Genomic DNA, 17,885 nt, shown 5'->3' with positions numbered 1-17,885 from the left:
GAACGTCGTGAGACAGTTCGGTCCCTATCTACCGTGGGCGTTGGAGACTTGAGGGAAGCTGTTCTTAGTACGAGAGGACCGGAATGGACACACCTCTGGTGTTTCGGTTGTGACGCCAGTCGCATTGCCGAGTAGCTATGTTTGGAAAGGATAACCGCTGAAAGCATCTAAGCGGGAAGCCCCTCCCAAGATTAGGTCTCCCTGATAGTTTAACTATCCTAAAGATCCCTCGAAGACTACGAGGTTGATAGGTACGGTGTGGAAGAGTAGTGATACTTGAAGCTAACGTATACTAATTGATCGTGAGGCTTGACCATATAACACCCAAATTATTTGGATATTAACTTATTCAATCCATAGTTTTTGTGTTGATGTGTCATGCAATACACTGAAGTACAGTGACAAACTTAAACAACATGTATTAATTGTTGTATCAATGATTACAATTGTAATCACGGTATAAAAACTTTTAAATTCGTTTAAGCTGTAAATACCATTACCGCTTAAACAACCAGTTTGCTTAGTGACAATAGCAAGTGTGACCCACCTGATCCCATTCCGAACTCAGTAGTGAAACCACTTAGCGCCGATGGTAGTGTGGGGTCTCCCCATGTGAGAGTAGGACATTGCTAGGCTTTAATTCTAAAAACCCCCAGACATCGATTGATGCTGGGGGTTTTTTTTTGGTTATAAAATTAAAAAAATAATTATTAGCTTATAATAAATCCTTGTTTAGTATCATTACTTTATATTCGTAGTGTGTAAGATATTTCTATGGCATATGCTTATTGTTATTTTTAAAAAGGATTTAAGCGTAAATTTAAAAATTAAATATATGGTGTAATTGAGTCATTAGCATTAGCTGTTTTAATGTTAATTGCAATACCTGTGTTTTTAAAGATATTTCACTAATAAATGAGGAATTACTCCCCTTTTTTTAGAAAATTTAGCAAATTTCAAGAATTTCTAAATCAGTTGATTTAGACCAGATTATTGATTAATATCACCCCCTAAAACCATAGTAATATATTGCTGGCGTAATTTTTCATTATGTTTTCGCATTGTTAAATAAGCTGTGTGTTCATCTGCTTTGTTAGGATTGATTTTAATACCCCATAATGGCTTGGCACTATTTGGAAGTATCGAATATCTGATATCGCCTAATATTGTTTGATCGCGAGGATCCATAGCGATATAGTTATTAGAAAAAGACTGAAAGCGCATAATGTCCTTATATAGCTGACTCTCATTGTCTACAAATGAAAAATTAATTTTTGGTCTAACACTTTTAACTGTTTCTCCTTGGTAGATTCTATCATTGGATAATCCCACTCGAATTGCATCGATATAGTAGTTGCCTTGATAAAGATAGATTGAGCGCCATAATACGATATTGGCTAAGGTTGGCTTAATAATAGATTTCTCAATGACATGACCACGTTTATTGGCGAGACCAGATTGTATGTCAGTTGCACGACCTTGCTGTACATAGGTTGTGGCTAAGTAAGCGGCACAAAAAAACAAGCTAGTAATTACAATTCTCTTGGATTTATATTTTAAATTGCCTATAACACCAATTAATAAGGATAGTGTAAATATAGGATCGATAACGGAAATTAGATTTCCAGCAACCCGTATATCTGAGAATGGTAAAAATAGATGAGTGCCATATCCAGTGAAAGCATCCAAGATCCCGCTTAATAGATATCCCAACAATGCAAAAAAATATAAACGTGTAAATTTTATATTTTTACTGACAAATGGCCAACACAATAATGCAGTAATCAGTGAGCCAATAGGTATAAAGGCAATTGCATGAGTAAAGTGTCGGTGATAATCTAGAAATAGTAATGGATCACTAGTAGATTGAATTAATATATCAGCATCAGCTAGAATTCCAGCTATACAGCCGATAAATGTAGCAATTTTTATTTCATGCTTTTTTGCACCAAGTTGTGCAACTGCTGATCCTAATAACGCCTGTGTAACAATATCCATAATAATTTGGAAATTTTAGAGACTACATAATACCCGAAAGGCTTCTATTGGATTCTTGTAACAAGCAAGACTGTTACCGCCTTACAAAGCTGAGTATATTGCCTATATATGTTGATTAACCCAGTTGATAAAATCCGGCGCACTTAGAGCGCCTGATATCCTATCAATTTCTTGTCCATTTTTAAAAATTGCCAGGGTCGGGATAGAACGAATGTTGTATTTGGCAGAAATAGTTTGTTCAGCTTCTGTTTCAATTTTAATAAAACGTGCCTTAGGTTCTATTTGACTAGCCACTTTTTTAAAAGTGGGTGCAAACTGTTGGCATGGACCACACCAAGTTGCCCAAAAATCTACTACTAATAGTTCATTTGTTTTCTCAATTGCACGGGTAAGTTGAGCACCTGTCATGCTAATTGGGTTGCCTGTATATAACTTATCTTTACATTTTCCACAAATTGGGCTATTGGCTAATTTTGTTTCAGGAACATTATTAAGCCCTCCACAACTATTACACATAACAATCATCTTATTCTCCAGTTTATTCTATTAATATAAACTTAATTTATGGGCTAAGCGCTGGATTGCAAGCTAGCTGATATGATCACTTGAAGAAGTGTTCCGATATGGCGAGTCTTGTCGCGTACTCTTACGTTTAGAACGTGGAGTTTTATTAATCTTACGATCTATCTTTTCTTCATTGGATACTATTTGATCAACAGAAACTAGTTGTTGAACGCTTTTATTAATAGCTTTAAAAGCCTTTGGAGCTTGTATTTCACACATTTGTTGTACAATCCACTTCTCATCTGCGGCAGTCATTGCTTTCTGAATTTTCTCTGCAAAATAACGCATAAACAGGTAATTTGGCTCGCCATCTTTAAACTGATAATCACTGTAATCTTGTGTTCGTGAATTGTACGTTTGAATAAATTCCTGCCAATGGTCACCAGGACCTATGCGCTCCTCTTTGTTTTCATGATAATAATCTGCTGATTGCTTGGCAAGTGCAACAATTAATTCTTGGCGTTTATTGTTATCAAGAATATCATAGGTGAGTCTATCTACGCATTGTATGAGGTAGCACATGTATTCTTGAATGACATTAAACACTTGATCTTTTTCAATAACGAAGGCCTCGTTAATCAAATCTTCCAGTTGATTTTTTGTAATGCGCCATGAATTAAATGCCAATGCGCCAGCAATATCTTCAATGGTTTTAACTTGGGTTTTGTGCCAGGTGCTCTTAACTCTCATTCTTAATCAATTTGTATTATTTAATAAGAATTTTAACAAGCATTAGAAGTTTAATTGCTTGTAATTAAAAAGGAAACTATTCGCAGTTATAATTTTTAAACGAGCCTAAATCGTGCACTTCTTCAAAACCCATTTGAATTAGATAATTTTTTGCAGTAGCAGATCGGGCTCCACTTAAGCAATACAATACTATTGCTTTATCCTTCTCAATAACGTTGGCTGCATTCATTATGCCTTGAAGTGGTAAATTAATGGCATTTGGGAGTGCGCCACGTGCAAATTCTGCAGATGTTCGAACATCGACAAGTTGTGCGCCATTGGCTAATAGTTTGCACGCATCAGCGGACGAAAATGAGTTAAACATAGTATAATTTCCAGAATAAGTTTTATTTGAAGCCCTAAATTAAACAAGAGGCTCAAATTAATATAAGGAAACTATTATATAGCAATGCTCAGTAAAAAGCAACTAAGAAATGATGTAGAGGCGGTAGCCAAGGCACTTCAAAAACGAAATTTTTCTTTTGATATCAAGACACTAAATGATTTAGAAAATAGTCGTAAAAATAATCAGGTTAAAGCACAAGAACTGCAAAATCTACGAAACACTCAATCCAAGGCAATTGGAAAAGCTAAGGCTGCTGGTGAAGATATCAAGCCTTTACTTGCAGCAGTTGCAAATTTAGGCGATGATTTAGATACTGCTAAAACTGAATTGCAAGCCATTCAATCTAAAATTGATGAAATCGCGTTATCAATGCCTAACATTCCACATGATTCCGTACCTGAAGGTGATTCTGAAGATGACAATGTTGAGGTGTCTATTTGGGGTAAGCCAAAAGATTATGATTTTGAGGTTAAAGATCATGTTGATTTGGGTGAGTTGCATGGTCTTGACTTTGAAACAGCGGCTAAGATTTCTGGCGCTCGTTTCTCAGTGATGACCGGAAAAATTGCTCGTCTGCATCGTGCGCTTACACAATTTATGCTGGATCAACATAGTGAAGTTAATGGCTATACTGAGGCTTACGTCCCTTATTTGGTTAACAGTGAATCGTTAATGGGTACTGGGCAACTACCTAAGTTTGAAGCTGATTTGTTTAAAACCCATTTACACGGTGAAGAAGGTGAAGCTAAAACACTTTATTTAATCCCTACTGGCGAGGTGCCAATTACCAATATGATGCGCAACACCATGGTAAATGAGAAAGATTTGCCACTTAAGTTTGTTGGTCATACGCCAAGTTTTAGATCTGAAGCGGGCGCTTATGGCCGTGATACCCGCGGTTTAATTCGCCAACATCAATTTGAGAAAGTTGAGTTGGTTCAAGTTGTTAAGGCAAAAGATTCTTACCGTACATTGGAAGAATTAACAAACCATGCTGAGGGTATCTTGCAAGCGTTGGAGTTGCCTTATAGAAAAGTAAATTTATGTGCAGGTGATTTGGGTTTTTCTGCCGCTAAAACTTATGATTTGGAAGTGTGGCTCCCTGGTCAAAGCGCCTATAGAGAGATCTCTTCTTGCTCTTGTTTTGAGGATTTTCAAGCGAGACGTTTGCAACTTAGATATAAGAATAAAGACACCAATAAGCCGGAATTACTACATACCTTAAATGGTTCTGGTCTTGCTGTTGGTAGAACGTTGGTAGCTGTGCTGGAAAATTATCAGCAGGCTGATGGCAGTATTAAGATCCCGAGTGTGTTACAAAACTACATGGGTGGATTAAGCACCCTTACCCAATAATAAAAAAAGGAGATAGATATGAATTTACTAGATTTAATTATTAGCCCTGCATTTGCAGAAGGCTCTACTGCGAGTGCTGGCAATCCACTAGGCGGACTGCCGTTTTTAATTATTATGTTTATCTTGATGTATTTTTTACTCATCAGGCCACAACAAAAGCGTGCGAAAGAGCATAAAACATTATTAGCAGCACTTAAAAAAGGTGACGAGGTGGTTACCAATGGCGGTGTTGTTGGAATGGTTAATTCCGTTGATGAATCTTTTGCTACTTTACAGATTGCTCAAGGTGTTATTGTTAAGGTGCAAAAGCAAGGTATCAATCAAAAATTACCAAAAGGTAGTGCTTCAATTTAATCAATAAGAGCTTGTTATGAATCAGTTTTCTGCACTTAAAAATACGCTTATTGCATTTTTCTTATTGCTTTCAGTTATATATGCTTTGCCAAATGTTTTTGGGTCAGATTTAGCCGTACAAGTATCAGCCAACGGTGATGCTGCGATCACTCAAACTGATTTAGCTAAAGTTAAAAAAACTTTGGATGATCAATCAATTGACTATAAGTCAGTCGAGCTAACAGGGCGCCGAATTCTAGCTAGATTTAATGATAACAAATCCCAGTTAAGCGCCAAAGAGGCTCTTAAGCAAGATTTGGGCCGTAATTATGTTACTGCATTAAACTTAGCGCCATCTATTCCAACGTGGTTGGCAGACCTTGGTGGTAAAGCAATGTCATTAGGTCTGGATCTTCGAGGTGGCGTGCATTTCTTGTTAGAAGTTGATATGCATGCGGTAGTCAACATGTCGCTTAACAAATCATACAATGAGTTACGCACACTACTGAGAAAGGAGCGTCTCTACAAGCGTGTTGAAATTCAAGATGGACATATTGTTGTTTTATTCAAAACAGATGATTCAAAAGTCAATGGTCTGAAATTAATTCAATCTGAATTGACTGATTTGGTTATTCTAGAAGTACAATCTAATAATCCTTTACAAGTGAGTATTGGCATTAGTGATAGTGCCCAGGCAGAAGCAAAAAGTAATGCATTAAAGCAAAATATCACTACTTTGCGTAATCGTGTTAACGAGTTAGGCGTTGCTGAACCTATTATTCAACAGCAAGGTTTAGAGCGGATTGTGGTTCAATTGCCAGGTGTGCAAGATACGGCACGTGCAAAAGAAATTTTAGGTGCGGTTGCCACACTGGAATTCCGTTTAGTTGATGAAAAAAATGATCCTCAAACTGCAATCCAATCTGGAAAAACACCTATTGGATCTAAACTCTATTATTTTAGAGATGGCCGTGCGCTTTTATTAAAGACGCGTGTTATTGCAACAGGCGAGAACATTACAGGTGCGGCATCTGGCGTGGATTCGGAAAATGCAACACCCATGGTTAATATTACCTTGGATAGCGCTGGTGGCAGAGCCATGCTTGATACAACCAAAAAATATATTCACCACCGTATGGCGGTTGTCTTTATTGAAAACAAGGTTGAAACGGTGTTGGAAGACGGTAAGTTAGTTAAGAAGCGCTCAACTACACAAGACGTTATTAATGCGGCAACCATTCAAGGAACCTTTTCATCAAGATTTCAAATTACAGGTATCGATAGCGCTCGAGAAGCTAGAAACTTGTCTTTACTATTAAGAGCAGGTTCTCTTTCCGCACCGATTGAGATTATTGAAGAGCGTACCATTGGTCCAAGTTTGGGTGCAGATAATATTGCTAAGGGTGTAATGAGTGTTGTGATTGGATTTATCTTAGTACTCTTATTTATGGCAATGCGTTATCGTATATTTGGAATGGTGGCCAATATAGCATTAACGCTTAATTTGATCATGATTGTCGCAGTTTTATCATTATTACAGGCAACCCTAACCTTGCCAGGTATTGCAGGCATTGTATTGACCGTTGGTATGGCAGTTGATGCTAATGTGCTTATTTTTGAAAGAATCAAAGAAGAGTTGGGTACAAATAGCAATATTCAAAAAGCAATTTCTGCTGGTTATGACAAGGCAGTACTTACTATTGCTGATGCAAACATAACAACACTCATAGCCGCACTAGTGTTGTTTAGTTTTGGCACAGGTCCAATTAAGGGTTTTGCCATTACTTTATCAATTGGTATTGTTACATCCATGTTTACCGCCATTATTGTTTCACGTGCCATTATTAATAAAATTTATGGTGGTAAAAAATTAAAGGAGATCTCGATATGAGTATGGTAGCTTTAAAAATACCAACAATTGATTTTGTTGGTAAACGCACTTATGCAATCATATTGTCAGCTATGCTAATTGCATTAAGTGTTTTCTCATTGTCAAGTAATGGACTCAAGCTGGGTATTGATTTTACGGGTGGCACATTAATTGAAGTGGGTTATCAGCAAGGTGTTGATTTATCTGAGGTCAGGTCCACACTAGATGAAGCGGGTTTCAAACGAGCCAATGTTCAATATTTTGGCTCAACCAACGAAATTTTGATCCGCTTAGAGCCTCAAACTATTTCAAGTGCCAAATTAAGTACTAAAATAATCCGTTTATTGGGTAATGATGTCGATATTAGACGTGTAGAGTTTGTTGGTCCTAAGGTTGGTGAAGAGTTAACCAACGATGGCGGATTAGCCATGCTGTATGCGTTGATCGGTATTTTGATTTATGTTGCTTTTAGATTTGAGTATCGTTTTGCTTTAGGCTCAATTGCGGCCTTGATTCATGATGTTATTATTACACTCGGTTTCTTTTCATTATTCCAAATTGAATTCGATTTAACGGTATTGGCGGCTATTTTAGCTGTTATTGGTTATTCATTGAATGATACGATAGTTGTATTTGACAGGATTCGTGAGAATTTTTTATCTACCAGACATGTAGACCCGGAAAAGATCATTAATGGCGCATTAAATCAAACCCTATCCAGAACAATCATGACTTCATTAACAACGCTACTTGTATTATTGGCTTTATTCTTTTTGGGTGGTGAGATTATTCATGGTTTTGCGATAGCCTTGCTTATTGGTGTCGTGATTGGTACCTATTCCTCAATCTATGTTGCCAGCTCTACGATTCTAGCTTTAGGCATTACCAAGGAAGACATGTTGCCATCTGAGAAAGAAAAGCAAGAGATTGATACAAGGCCGTAAGCTGAGCTTCATACATTAAAAAAGGCCACATGATTAGTGGCCTTTTTTAATGTTCCAATTTATTGTTTAACTTTTGTATGTTTCAAAGACTAAACAAGCGTTAGTGCCACCAAAGCCAAAGCTATTAGACATGACTCGGTCAACAGATTGAATGGTTGTTGAGCGTACAATTGGCACACCTTCAGCAGCCTCATCAAGAGCTGTAATGTTAACTGATTCAGCCATAAAATTATTTTGCAGCATTAACAGCGAATAGATAGCTTCATTAACGCCAGCTGCGCCTAAAGCATGACCAGATAAAGATTTAGTTGAGCCAACGTTTGGTACTTTATCACCAAAAACTTCTTTAATAGCGCCCAGTTCTTTGACATCACCTACTGGTGTTGAAGTGCCATGAGCATTAATGTAATCAATCGGACCATTAACTGTTGATATGGCTAATTCCATACAACGTTTTGCACCTTCACCAGAAGGAGCAACCATGTCGAAGCCATCTGAAGTGGCACCATAACCAGTTAGTTCAGCTAATATGGTTGCACCGCGAGCCTCTGCATGCTCAAGTGACTCAAGTACGAGTGCACCGCCACCGCCAGAAATAACAAACCCATCGCGTTCAGCATCGTAAGCTCTTGAAGCCTTTTCAGGTGTTTCGTTGTATTTTGATGAAAGTGCACCCATGGCATCAAACAACATGGTTAACGACCAATCCAACTCTTCACCACCACCGGCAAATACCACATCTTGCTTACCCATTTGAATTTGCTCCATTGCATTACCAATGCAGTGAGCAGAGGTAGAGCAAGCTGAGCTAATGGAATAATTGATACCTTTGATCTTAAACATGGTTGATAGGCAAGCGGAAGTTGTTGACCCCATTGTACGTGGCACGCGGTAAGGACCAACACGCTTGATGCCTTTCTCTCTCAAGATATCTGCAGCTTCTACTACATTCTGATTCGAAGCACCACCTGAGCCCATGATTAATCCAGTTCGAGGATTAGATACTTGCTCTTCGTTAAGCCCTGATTGTTTGATTGCTTGATCCAGCGCTACGGCGTTATATATTGCAGCATCAGCCATAAAACGCTTCATTTTTCGATCAATAACATCACTTGAATCAACTTCAGCTATTTGACCAGAAACCTGAGATCTAAGACCTAGTTCAGCATACTTTTCATCAAATTTAATGCCAGATTTTCCTGTTTTAAGAGATTCTAAAACCTCGTCGCAATTTACGCCTAAGCTAGAAACAATCCCCATTCCAGTTACAACTACTCTGTTCATTAGAATGAACTCGTGTCAGTAAAAAGACCAACTTTTAAATCTTTGGCTTCATAAATAACTTTTCCATCTACTTCCATTGTAGCGTCTCCGATACCCATGTATAGTTTTCGTGCAATCACTCTTTTTAGGTTGATTCGGTAGGTAACTTTTTTAGCTTTTGGTAGTACTTGGCCAGTAAATTTAATACTACCACCTAACGCACGCCCGCGCCCAGGACCGCCTAACCAGCCTAAGTGAAAGCCGATAAGTTGCCACATAGCGTCAAGCCCTAAACAACCTGGCATAACTGGATCGTTGTTAAAGTGACAGCCAAAGAACCATAAGTCCGGATTGACATCTAGCTCGGCAATGATTTCACCCTTGTCATACTCTCCACCTTTATCTGAAATGTGCGTGATTCTATCGAACATTAGCATTGGGGGTTGTGGTAGTTGCGCGTTGCCTGGACCAAAGAGTTCGCCATTGCCACATTGGATTAATTCTTCGTATGAGTATGAATTTTGCATAGGGTTACCTTGTATCAATCTTTGACAGAATTATACATCAAAGTCCTTTGTTTATATCGTCTATCAAGTCGCCTACATCTTCCAGTCCAACTGAAATTCTAATAAGTCCTTCCGAGATGTTAGAATTGTGTTTCTCTTCATCTGTTAGGCGACCATGTGTTGTGCTAGCTGGGTGAGTAATAGTTGACTTTGTGTCACCAAGATTTGCAGTAATTGAAAATATTTCTGTCGCATTGATAATGTTAAATGCAGCTTTACGACCACCCTCAACCTCAAAAGAAACAATTCCGCCAAAATCAGACTGTTGTTGCTTGGCAAGTTGATGATGTGGATGTGATTCAAGACCTATATAATGCACATGTTTAACTTTTTCTTGTTGTTCGAGCCAGGTTGCTAATTTAAGTGCATTGGCAGAATGAGCCTTCATTCTTAGACTAAGTGTATCTAATCCTTTAAGTACAATCCATGCGTTAAATGCACTCAAGCTTGGTCCAGTAGTGCGCACAAATCCATGCACATGCTCAATAATTTCTTCGGTGCCCAGTACAGCGCCAGCAAGACAGCGACCTTGGCCATCTATGTATTTTGTGGCAGAATGTATGACTATGTCGGCACCTAATTCAAGCGGCTTTTGCAATGCAGGTGTTAAGACGCAATTATCTACAGCTAATAAAATGTTATTAGCCTTTGTAATTTTACCAAGTGCTACAAGATCAACTGCCTGTCCCAAGGGGTTAGATGGAGTTTCCAGTAAGAAAAGCTTGGTATTGTCATTAATGGCAGCTTCCCAAGCGCTAATATCCGACAAGTCAACAAAACTCACAGAAATATCAAATTTTGAGATAATGGTATTAAGTAATACAATTGAAGTGCCAAACATGTTACGTGATGCAACAATATGATCGCCTGATTTTAATAAGGCCATCAATGTGGCAAAGATTGCCGCCATACCTGAAGATGTGGCAACGCATGCTTCTGCACCTTCTAGGGCGGCTAGTTTTTTCTCAAAGGCATCTACCGTTGGATTGGTAAAGCGCGCATAGATATTGCCAGGCTCTTCCTTGGAAAATCGACTTGCCGCTTGTTCTGCGGAATCAAAAGTAAAGCTAGAAGTCAGAAAAATAGCTTCCGAGTGCTCTTGCTCTCCCGTTGTTCGATAACCTTCTCGAATTGCCTTCGTGTCAAAATTTAGATCTTGCATAGATTTAAAATTAATAAATAGGGTTATTCTACATCATTACTGATAAGATCAGAGTTTTCGTTGGTGCTGCCCTTTTCTTTAGCAGAGTCAGCTCTCATTGTTTCAATATCATCTAAATATTGCTGTGTAATGTCGCCAGTAATGTATTCACCGTTAAAACAAGAGCAGTCAAATTCAGTTATATTTTTATTACCTTGTTGAACACACCAAATTAGATCATCTAAATCTTGATAAATAAGTTTGTCTGCGCCAATAGCATGACAAACTTCTTCGGTACTTTTGTTATGAGCAATAAATTCTTTATTGCTGGCCATGTCAATGCCATAAACATTAGGATGACGTACAGCTGGTGCAGCTGAAGCAAAAAAAACTTTTTTGGCGCCTGCATCTCGAGCCATTTTAACAATCTGCTCGCTAGTTGTTCCTCTGACGATTGAGTCATCCACAAGTAAAACGTTTTTCCCCTTGAATTCAAGCTCAATAGCACTCAGCTTTTGGCGTACTGATTTTTTACGTAATTTTTGTCCAGGCATAATAAATGTGCGCGCAATATAACGATTTTTGATTAAACCCTCAGAGTACCTAACCTCTAATTCGTTCGCTAATTGTAAGGCAGAAACACGAGAAGTGTCAGGTATTGGAATCACGACGTCAATTTTTTCATCGCTCCATTCTGTATGAATTTTGGCCGCTAACCGCTCACCCATTCTCAGGCGTGTTTTGTAAACTGAAATGTTATCAATAACTGAATCAGGACGAGCAAAATAGACAAATTCAAAGATACAAGGCGAGTACTTTGGTTTTTCAGCACATTGCTGTACAAAGACATTACCTTCACGATCTACGACAACAGCTTCACCCGGTTTAATATCTTGGGTTATTTCATAACCTAAAGCTGTTAGAGCAACGCTTTCTGAAGCAAGCATGTATTTTGTGCCGTCATTGGTAGTACGCTTTCCCAGAATTAGAGGGCGAATGCCATTAGGATCTCTAAACCCAAAAATACCGTAACCTGGAATCATACCGATAGTGGCATAAGCGCCACGAACACGTTTATGCACTTGCTTAACTGAGTCAAAAATATCTTGTTCGTTAATGCGCTGCTTCTGTAACTTTGCCAGTTCGCTCGCAAAAACGTTTAATAAAATTTCAGAATCTGAATTGGTGTTAATATGGCGTAAATCCTGTTCAAATAATTCTTGAGCCAATTCTTTGGTATTGGTTAGATTGCCATTATGAGCAAATGCAATTCCATAAGGGGAATTCACATAAAGCGGTTGTGCTTCAGCACCGCTTGATGTTCCTGCAGTAGGGTAGCGTACATGCCCAATACCCATATCTCCCAATAATTTAGTCATATGCTTAGTTTTAAAAACATTTTTCACTAAGCCATTTGATTTTCGCATATAGAAGCGACCCTTGTGTGACGTAACAATGCCTGCAGCGTCCTGACCCCGATGCTGCAAAATGGTTAAAGCGTCATAGATAGAGACAGCTGTGTCTTTTTTTGTAGTGGATAGAATGCCAACAATGCCGCACATAAAGTTTTCCTTATTTGTTTTCGATAAATAATAAATGTTCTGATAGGGCTGGTTTGATATCTGATGCCATATCTTGGAAGGTGCTTAATGCACCATTTGCTTCGATCCAATAGTATTGTTGCGAAATGCTATCGATACTTTGAAATACTAGCACCATGATTAAAATTGCCAGACTGCCTTTAATTAGTCCAACTAGCAAACCACCAAAGTTGTTTCTCTTGCTATTAATGTTTCTGGCATTGAGCTTTTCATCAAGTATGTGTAGAACGTTGAGAATTTTAGTAAAAAATCCAGATAAGAAACAAGGCTTTGAATTGTCAATAGAAATATTCAGCATGTTGGAAATACTCGAACATACCCCAATAATAATGGCAAGCGTAATCACAAATGACAAGCCAATGCGAACAGATGTGTCAGTGACTACAATTTCCATTAAGCCCAGATTGGCAATAATATCGAGATAATGCCAACTTAGCGCGATTGCCACTAAGAAAAATACTAAATAAGCAAAAATTTTGTTTAAGGTGCATGGATTGTTGACGCCTGATGACGCTTGGGTAAGCCTGTAGATTGCTTTTTTAAAAAGTAGCGTGCCAATAAAGATAGTACCAAAAGCAATAGCCATGTGTGATTGATGCGATAACAACATCCAGGTAATGGCACTACTGGTTGCCAAGGGCTGATAAAGCATCCATGCAATAATAATTGCCAGCAACAAAAAGCTGAAGTTAATCAACTCTTTGGCCATGCCACGTTTAAAGCCTAATACCAAGAATGCGACTAAGATAATGACGGTGATCCAGTCAGACCAGACCAGCGATCCAATCATGTTCCAGACGTCCTCAAAAAACTTATTCATTGTTTCTCTCCAAAGAGCGTTTTGTTGTATGCGCTAATTTTACAAGAATTTTTCTTCAAACATCACTTAAACGATTTTAATGCATCGGCGACTACATGGAATGATCCGAAGACCACAATACGCTGATATGAGCGTTGTTTTAGGGCGTTGTCCATGGCTAGATTTACATTGTCAAACGCACTAACGGTCTCCGTAAGGCTAAATTGGTCAACCAAGTCATTAATATCTGTTGCTCGCGCAACAGTTAGGGGCGCTATTAACCATTGGCCGATGATTGGAGAAATGGCCTTAATCATTAATGAGATATTTTTATCTTTTAAGGCTGAAAAGACAGCTAAAGTGGGTTGGTTATTTTTGGTTAATTCTTTGGCTAGGGCTTCTACAGCAGCTTCATTGTGAGCTACGTCAAAAATAAACTGTTTGTCATTGATATTTTTTGTTTGAAAGCGACCCGCTAATTGTGCCTTCTTGAGCCCCTGAGAAACCAGCTTTTCTTTAATTGGAAATTTCTGATTAAGTTTTTTAATGCATAAGTGTGCTAACGCTGCATTGTATTGTTGATGCATACCTTTTAAGGTTAATGCACCTGTATAGGGCTCTGATATGAACTCAAGTTCAGCACCAATTTTCTTAGCATATTCATGCAGAGATAGTGGCGAATTCAGATCACCACAAATACAGGGTGTATTAGCACGCATAATGCCCGCTTTTTCATAGCCAATGAGCTCACGTGTATCACCTAAATAATCAACGTGATCAATAGCAATATTGGTAATTACCGCAATATCTGTATCCACAACATTGACAGAATCTAATCGTCCGCCTAGGCCAATTTCTAAAATAGCAATATCGACCTCTTGTTCGGCAAAGATAAGTAGAGCAGCTAAAGTTGAAAATTCAAAATAAGTAAGAGAGGTGTTGCCACGAACTTGCTCTATTTGTTCGAATGCCGTACAAATTTGACTATCAGTAGCTTGCAATGCATTAATAACAAAGCGTTCATTGTAATTTAGAATATGTGGAGAGGTGAATTTAGCGACTGAATAGTGAGTTTGTTGATAAATACTCTCAATAAAAGCGATAGTGGAACCTTTGCCATTAGTGCCCGCAACGGTAATCGTTGTAAAAGGTACGCCTTTCGGAAATAGCTTTAGGTAGACGCTTTGAATACGTGTTAAGCCCAAATCAATTTCTTGGCCATGTAGGCTTTCTTGCCAAGAAAGCCATTCAGTAAGAGTTGTTAATCTTCCCAAAATTCACCATCAATCGTATCATTTTTATCACTATTTTTCTTTTTGACAGGATTAGACTTATGTATAAAAACCGAATCCTTTTTAGAAAATAATTTCTCAGTATTTTTACTTAAAATGTGATCAATAAAATACACTCTTGAAAAAGGCATCAGCCCTAAGAGTCCGATTGCGTCAGTAATAAATCCAGGGGTTAGTAAAAGAACGCCAGAGATTAAGATAACTAAGCCCTCTAACATCTCAAATGCTGGTGTTTGGCCATTAGCCATTGCATTCTGTGCTTTGGCCATTGTTGACCAGCCTTGTTGTTTTAGCAAAGTTGAGCCAATTAGTGCAGTAATAATAACTAATAGAATGGTTGATAGTCCGCCAATGGATTCGCCAACTGAAACTAGTACATAAATCTCAAGTAGCGTCATAATAACAAATAAAGGAAAAATCATTTTATTTCTCGTTAGTAAAAATCAGGTCCCAAACGCCATGGCCGAGTCGCTCCCCCCGTTTCTCAAACTTGGTGATAGGGCGACGTTTGGGTTTAGGGGAATAGATATGGGCGCCAAGCGTGTTTTTAAAGTGTACATGCCCCTCAAGAGTTTCCATCATTTGCTCGGCGTAGTTTTCCCAATCTGTGGCCATATGCACAAACCCGCCGTTAATCAGTTTGTCAGATATCATATTCATGAATTCATTTTGTACAATACGACGCTTATGATGTTTTTTCTTATGCCAAGGGTCGGCAAAATACAACTGAAATCCGGTAAGACTGCTAGCCGCAATGTTGTTTTTTAAAACTTCAACAGCATCTTCCTTGATAACTTTAAGGTTGGTTAGTTGGTTTTTATGCGCTTCATTAATTAAACGACCAACGCCTGCTTCATACACTTCTACACCTAAAAAGTTACGCTCCGGCTCATTGATGGCCATTTCTAATAATGAGTTACCGTTACCAAAACCGATTTCTAAAATAACATCTTGCTGCTTTTCAAACACAGTGTTGAAATCAATGATCTGATCAACTATTGGATCAATGCCATATTCTGACCAAAGATCGTTAAGACCATATTTTTGCCCTTCGGTTAGTCGGCCGGAACGCTTAACAAAACTCTGAATTTTTCGAATGGTCTTTTCACTCATAGGTTGTAATCAATAATTAAAGGTGAATGGTCAGAAAAACGTACATCCTTGTAAATAGAAGCAGAACGTACTTTTCCCTTGAGGTTCTTACTTAGAATTTGATAATCAATGCGCCAACCTGTATTGTTGGCCCAAGCCTGTCCACGATTCGACCACCAGGTATACTGATGTGCCTCTTGATTGACCTCTCTAAAAGCGTCAACATACTGGGCCTCATTGAATAATTGATCCATCCAAGCGCGCTCTTCTGGCAGACAGCCTGAGCGTTTTTTATTGCCAGAAAAATTCTTGATATCGATCTCTTTATGGACAACATTGACATCGCCACAAATTATATAATCACGTCCGTTTGTTTGCAATTGTTTCAGATAAGGCATAAATCGATTCACCATGAAATCCATTTTATAGTCTTGACGCTCTTGTTTGGCTGACCCGGAAGGGATGTAAATGGAAATAACACTTAAATTCCCAAAGTCTGCTTGAATAAAGCGACCCTCAAAGTCAATATCTTCCCAAGGGCTAAAAATAACCTGATCAGGTTTTTGTTTGCAATATAAGCCCGTACCGCTATAACCCTTCTTTTCAGCTGGCTTATAAAACGTATAGATATCCGCTGGATAGAATTTTTCGTCAAGCTGGTCTTCTTGCGCCTTGATTTCTTGTACGCAAACAATATCAGCATTCTGGGTTTTCATCCATTCAAAAAAACCTTTTCTCTCAGCTGCACGAATTCCGTTGACATTAGCCGTTATAATTCTCTTCATTGGAAATATTTTAATGATTTAAGAGGATTATATGCAGCAGTATCAAAAAGACTTTGTAGATTTTATGTTAGAAATTGGGGCGCTAAAATTTGGAGAATTTACGTTAAAATCTGGCCGTGTTAGCCCTTACTTCTTTAATGCGGGATCGTTTAATACCGGGGATCATTTGTCAAAATTAGGTAAATTCTATGCTCAATCTATTGCTGAAAGTGGGCTAGAGTTTGACGTGTTATTTGGTCCTGCTTATAAGGGTATTCCATTAGCTACAGCGTGTGCAATGGCATTGAATGATTCTTTCAATAAAAATATTCCTTATAGCTTCAACCGTAAAGAAGCCAAAACGCACGGCGAAGGTGGCGATATTGTAGGGCATGCGTTAGAGGGTGATATTTTAATTATTGACGATGTCATAACAGCAGGCACTGCGATTCGCGAAGCCATGGATATCATTGATGCGAATGGCGCTAAAGCCAAAGGCGTGATTGTTGCAGAGGACCGTCAAGAAAAAGGCAAAGGTGATAAATCAGCCATTCAAGAGGTTGAAGAAAATTTTGGTATTACGGTATTAAGTATTATCAATCTTGGCCATTTGATTGACTACTTGAAACAGGGCGATGATCAAGCGTTAATCGAGCGTATTGAGGCTTACAGGGATCAATACGGCGTTTAGAAGTTAATCAAATTATTCTCACAATCTAAAGTAGTCACTGTGCAAGGTTTTTCTTAGTATATATCTAGTTTAACACTGTGTTTATATAGTTTGTTTTCTCTTAGGTGTTAATAATCATGCTACTATCATGATATGATTATAAAAAAGACCTACAAGAAGTTGTGAGTATATTTGTCAAAATTAATACGCAACAAATGCTTGAAGGGGATGGTGTGCTTGTTAATCGACTATTCCCAGTATCAAAACGAATGAATTTTGATCCATTCGTTTTATGGGATCATTTTAATATCGCCACTGGACAAGGTTTTCCAGATCATCCACATCGTGGGTTTGAAGCAATCACCTATATGTTAACCGGCGGTATGCATCATAAAGATAACTTGGGCAATGATGCTTTCGTTAGCACGGGCGGAGCTCAGGTATTTTGCGCAGGTAAAGGCATAGTTCATGCAGAAATGCCAGCTGAAAAGAAGGGTTATAGCGGTACGGGCTTATTTTGCAAACAAAAACCTGATCAGGTTATTTTTAGCCCTTGG

General features: G+C 38.4%; 19 protein-coding genes and 2 rRNA genes. 8 read left to right on the top strand and 13 right to left on the bottom strand.

What is annotated here, in order from left to right; genetic code table 11:
- Window positions 1–317 (top strand): 23S ribosomal RNA (locus P8M52_RS04990); the annotation flags it as partial.
- 202 nt (window positions 318–519) lie between these two features.
- Window positions 520–635: ribosomal RNA gene (rrf, locus tag P8M52_RS04985) — 5S ribosomal RNA — on the top strand.
- Between the two features lie 355 nt (window positions 636–990).
- Here rrf and P8M52_RS04980 read toward each other — a convergent pair.
- The 4 genes from P8M52_RS04980 to P8M52_RS04965 all read right to left on the bottom strand — a co-directional run bounded on the left by P8M52_RS04980 (window position 991) and on the right by P8M52_RS04965 (window position 3,616).
- Complete coding sequence (locus tag P8M52_RS04980; protein ID WP_300308199.1) at window positions 991–1,998, bottom strand: metal-dependent hydrolase; 1,008 nt, start codon at window positions 1,996–1,998, stop codon at window positions 991–993.
- Window positions 1,999–2,100: 102 nt separating this feature from the next.
- Window positions 2,101–2,523 carry a thioredoxin TrxC gene (gene trxC / locus P8M52_RS04975; RefSeq protein ID WP_300308196.1) on the bottom strand — a complete coding sequence of 141 codons (423 nt, stop codon included), beginning with the start codon at window positions 2,521–2,523 and terminating at the stop codon, window positions 2,101–2,103.
- Window positions 2,524–2,586: 63 nt separating this feature from the next.
- Complete coding sequence (locus tag P8M52_RS04970) at window positions 2,587–3,252, bottom strand: hypothetical protein (protein WP_300308193.1); 666 nt, start codon at window positions 3,250–3,252, stop codon at window positions 2,587–2,589.
- A gap of 76 nt (window positions 3,253–3,328) precedes the next feature.
- On the bottom strand, window positions 3,329–3,616 hold the full coding sequence (locus P8M52_RS04965) for a rhodanese-like domain-containing protein (protein ID WP_300308190.1): 288 nt from the start codon (window positions 3,614–3,616) through the stop codon (window positions 3,329–3,331).
- An 84-nt stretch (window positions 3,617–3,700) separates the two neighbouring features.
- Here P8M52_RS04965 and serS point away from each other — a divergent pair, with 84 nt between their 5' ends.
- From serS to secF, 4 genes are read left to right on the top strand one after another with little or no spacing between them, the layout of a single operon-like run.
- Window positions 3,701–4,993 (top strand): serine--tRNA ligase, encoded by a 1,293-nt coding sequence (serS, locus tag P8M52_RS04960; protein WP_300308187.1) that lies wholly within the window; start codon window positions 3,701–3,703, stop codon window positions 4,991–4,993.
- A gap of 18 nt (window positions 4,994–5,011) precedes the next feature.
- Window positions 5,012–5,347, top strand: coding sequence for a preprotein translocase subunit YajC (gene yajC, locus P8M52_RS04955; protein WP_300308184.1), 336 nt, complete (start codon window positions 5,012–5,014; stop codon window positions 5,345–5,347).
- A gap of 16 nt (window positions 5,348–5,363) precedes the next feature.
- Window positions 5,364–7,217: a protein translocase subunit SecD gene (gene secD, locus P8M52_RS04950; protein ID WP_300308181.1), complete on the top strand. Its 1,854-nt coding sequence runs from the start codon at window positions 5,364–5,366 to the stop codon at window positions 7,215–7,217.
- Window positions 7,214–8,140: a protein translocase subunit SecF gene (gene secF, locus P8M52_RS04945; protein ID WP_300308179.1), complete on the top strand. Its 927-nt coding sequence runs from the start codon at window positions 7,214–7,216 to the stop codon at window positions 8,138–8,140. The genes secD and secF overlap by 4 nt, the downstream gene beginning before the upstream one ends.
- 66 nt (window positions 8,141–8,206) lie before the next feature.
- Here secF and fabB read toward each other — a convergent pair whose 3' ends face one another.
- The 9 genes from fabB to P8M52_RS04900 all read right to left on the bottom strand — a co-directional run bounded on the left by fabB (window position 8,207) and on the right by P8M52_RS04900 (window position 16,679).
- The gene (gene fabB, locus P8M52_RS04940) at window positions 8,207–9,424 is read right to left on the bottom strand and encodes a beta-ketoacyl-ACP synthase I (protein WP_300308177.1); all 1,218 of its coding nucleotides are present in this window, start codon (window positions 9,422–9,424) and stop codon (window positions 8,207–8,209) included.
- Window positions 9,424–9,930: a 3-hydroxyacyl-[acyl-carrier-protein] dehydratase FabA gene (gene fabA / locus P8M52_RS04935; protein WP_300308174.1), complete on the bottom strand. Its 507-nt coding sequence runs from the start codon at window positions 9,928–9,930 to the stop codon at window positions 9,424–9,426. The genes fabB and fabA overlap by 1 nt, the downstream gene beginning before the upstream one ends.
- A gap of 37 nt (window positions 9,931–9,967) precedes the next feature.
- Window positions 9,968–11,131, bottom strand: coding sequence for an O-succinylhomoserine sulfhydrylase (locus P8M52_RS04930; RefSeq protein WP_300308171.1), 1,164 nt, complete (start codon window positions 11,129–11,131; stop codon window positions 9,968–9,970).
- A gap of 23 nt (window positions 11,132–11,154) precedes the next feature.
- A complete protein-coding gene (gene purF, locus P8M52_RS04925) occupies window positions 11,155–12,672 on the bottom strand; it encodes an amidophosphoribosyltransferase (protein WP_300308166.1) in 1,518 nt (505 codons plus the stop codon).
- Between the two features lie 10 nt (window positions 12,673–12,682).
- Window positions 12,683–13,531 (bottom strand): CvpA family protein, encoded by an 849-nt coding sequence (locus P8M52_RS04920; RefSeq protein ID WP_300308163.1) that lies wholly within the window; start codon window positions 13,529–13,531, stop codon window positions 12,683–12,685.
- A 62-nt stretch (window positions 13,532–13,593) separates the two neighbouring features.
- Window positions 13,594–14,784: a folylpolyglutamate synthase/dihydrofolate synthase family protein gene (locus P8M52_RS04915; RefSeq protein WP_300308160.1), complete on the bottom strand. Its 1,191-nt coding sequence runs from the start codon at window positions 14,782–14,784 to the stop codon at window positions 13,594–13,596.
- Window positions 14,772–15,224: an FxsA family protein gene (locus P8M52_RS04910; RefSeq protein ID WP_300308157.1), complete on the bottom strand. Its 453-nt coding sequence runs from the start codon at window positions 15,222–15,224 to the stop codon at window positions 14,772–14,774. The genes P8M52_RS04915 and P8M52_RS04910 overlap by 13 nt, the downstream gene beginning before the upstream one ends.
- Window position 15,225: 1 nt before the next feature.
- A complete protein-coding gene (gene trmB, locus P8M52_RS04905) occupies window positions 15,226–15,915 on the bottom strand; it encodes a tRNA (guanosine(46)-N7)-methyltransferase TrmB (RefSeq protein WP_300308154.1) in 690 nt (229 codons plus the stop codon).
- Window positions 15,912–16,679: an exodeoxyribonuclease III gene (locus tag P8M52_RS04900; RefSeq protein ID WP_300308151.1), complete on the bottom strand. Its 768-nt coding sequence runs from the start codon at window positions 16,677–16,679 to the stop codon at window positions 15,912–15,914. The genes trmB and P8M52_RS04900 overlap by 4 nt, the downstream gene beginning before the upstream one ends.
- A 31-nt stretch (window positions 16,680–16,710) precedes the next feature.
- Between P8M52_RS04900 and pyrE the strand changes: the two genes are divergently transcribed.
- Together pyrE and P8M52_RS04890 are read left to right on the top strand one after the other, a co-directional pair.
- The gene (gene pyrE, locus P8M52_RS04895; protein WP_300308148.1) at window positions 16,711–17,349 is read left to right on the top strand and encodes an orotate phosphoribosyltransferase; all 639 of its coding nucleotides are present in this window, start codon (window positions 16,711–16,713) and stop codon (window positions 17,347–17,349) included.
- A gap of 161 nt (window positions 17,350–17,510) precedes the next feature.
- Window positions 17,511–17,885, top strand: a 375-nt coding sequence (locus P8M52_RS04890) for a pirin family protein (RefSeq protein ID WP_300308145.1), incomplete at its 3' end; no start/stop codon positions are given.

Origin of the sequence: Candidatus Thioglobus sp. (genome assembly GCF_029243085.1) — a bacterium.
Lineage (GTDB): Bacteria > Pseudomonadota > Gammaproteobacteria > PS1 > Pseudothioglobaceae > Thioglobus_A.
This window is presented reverse-complemented; position numbering and strand designations above follow the sequence as displayed.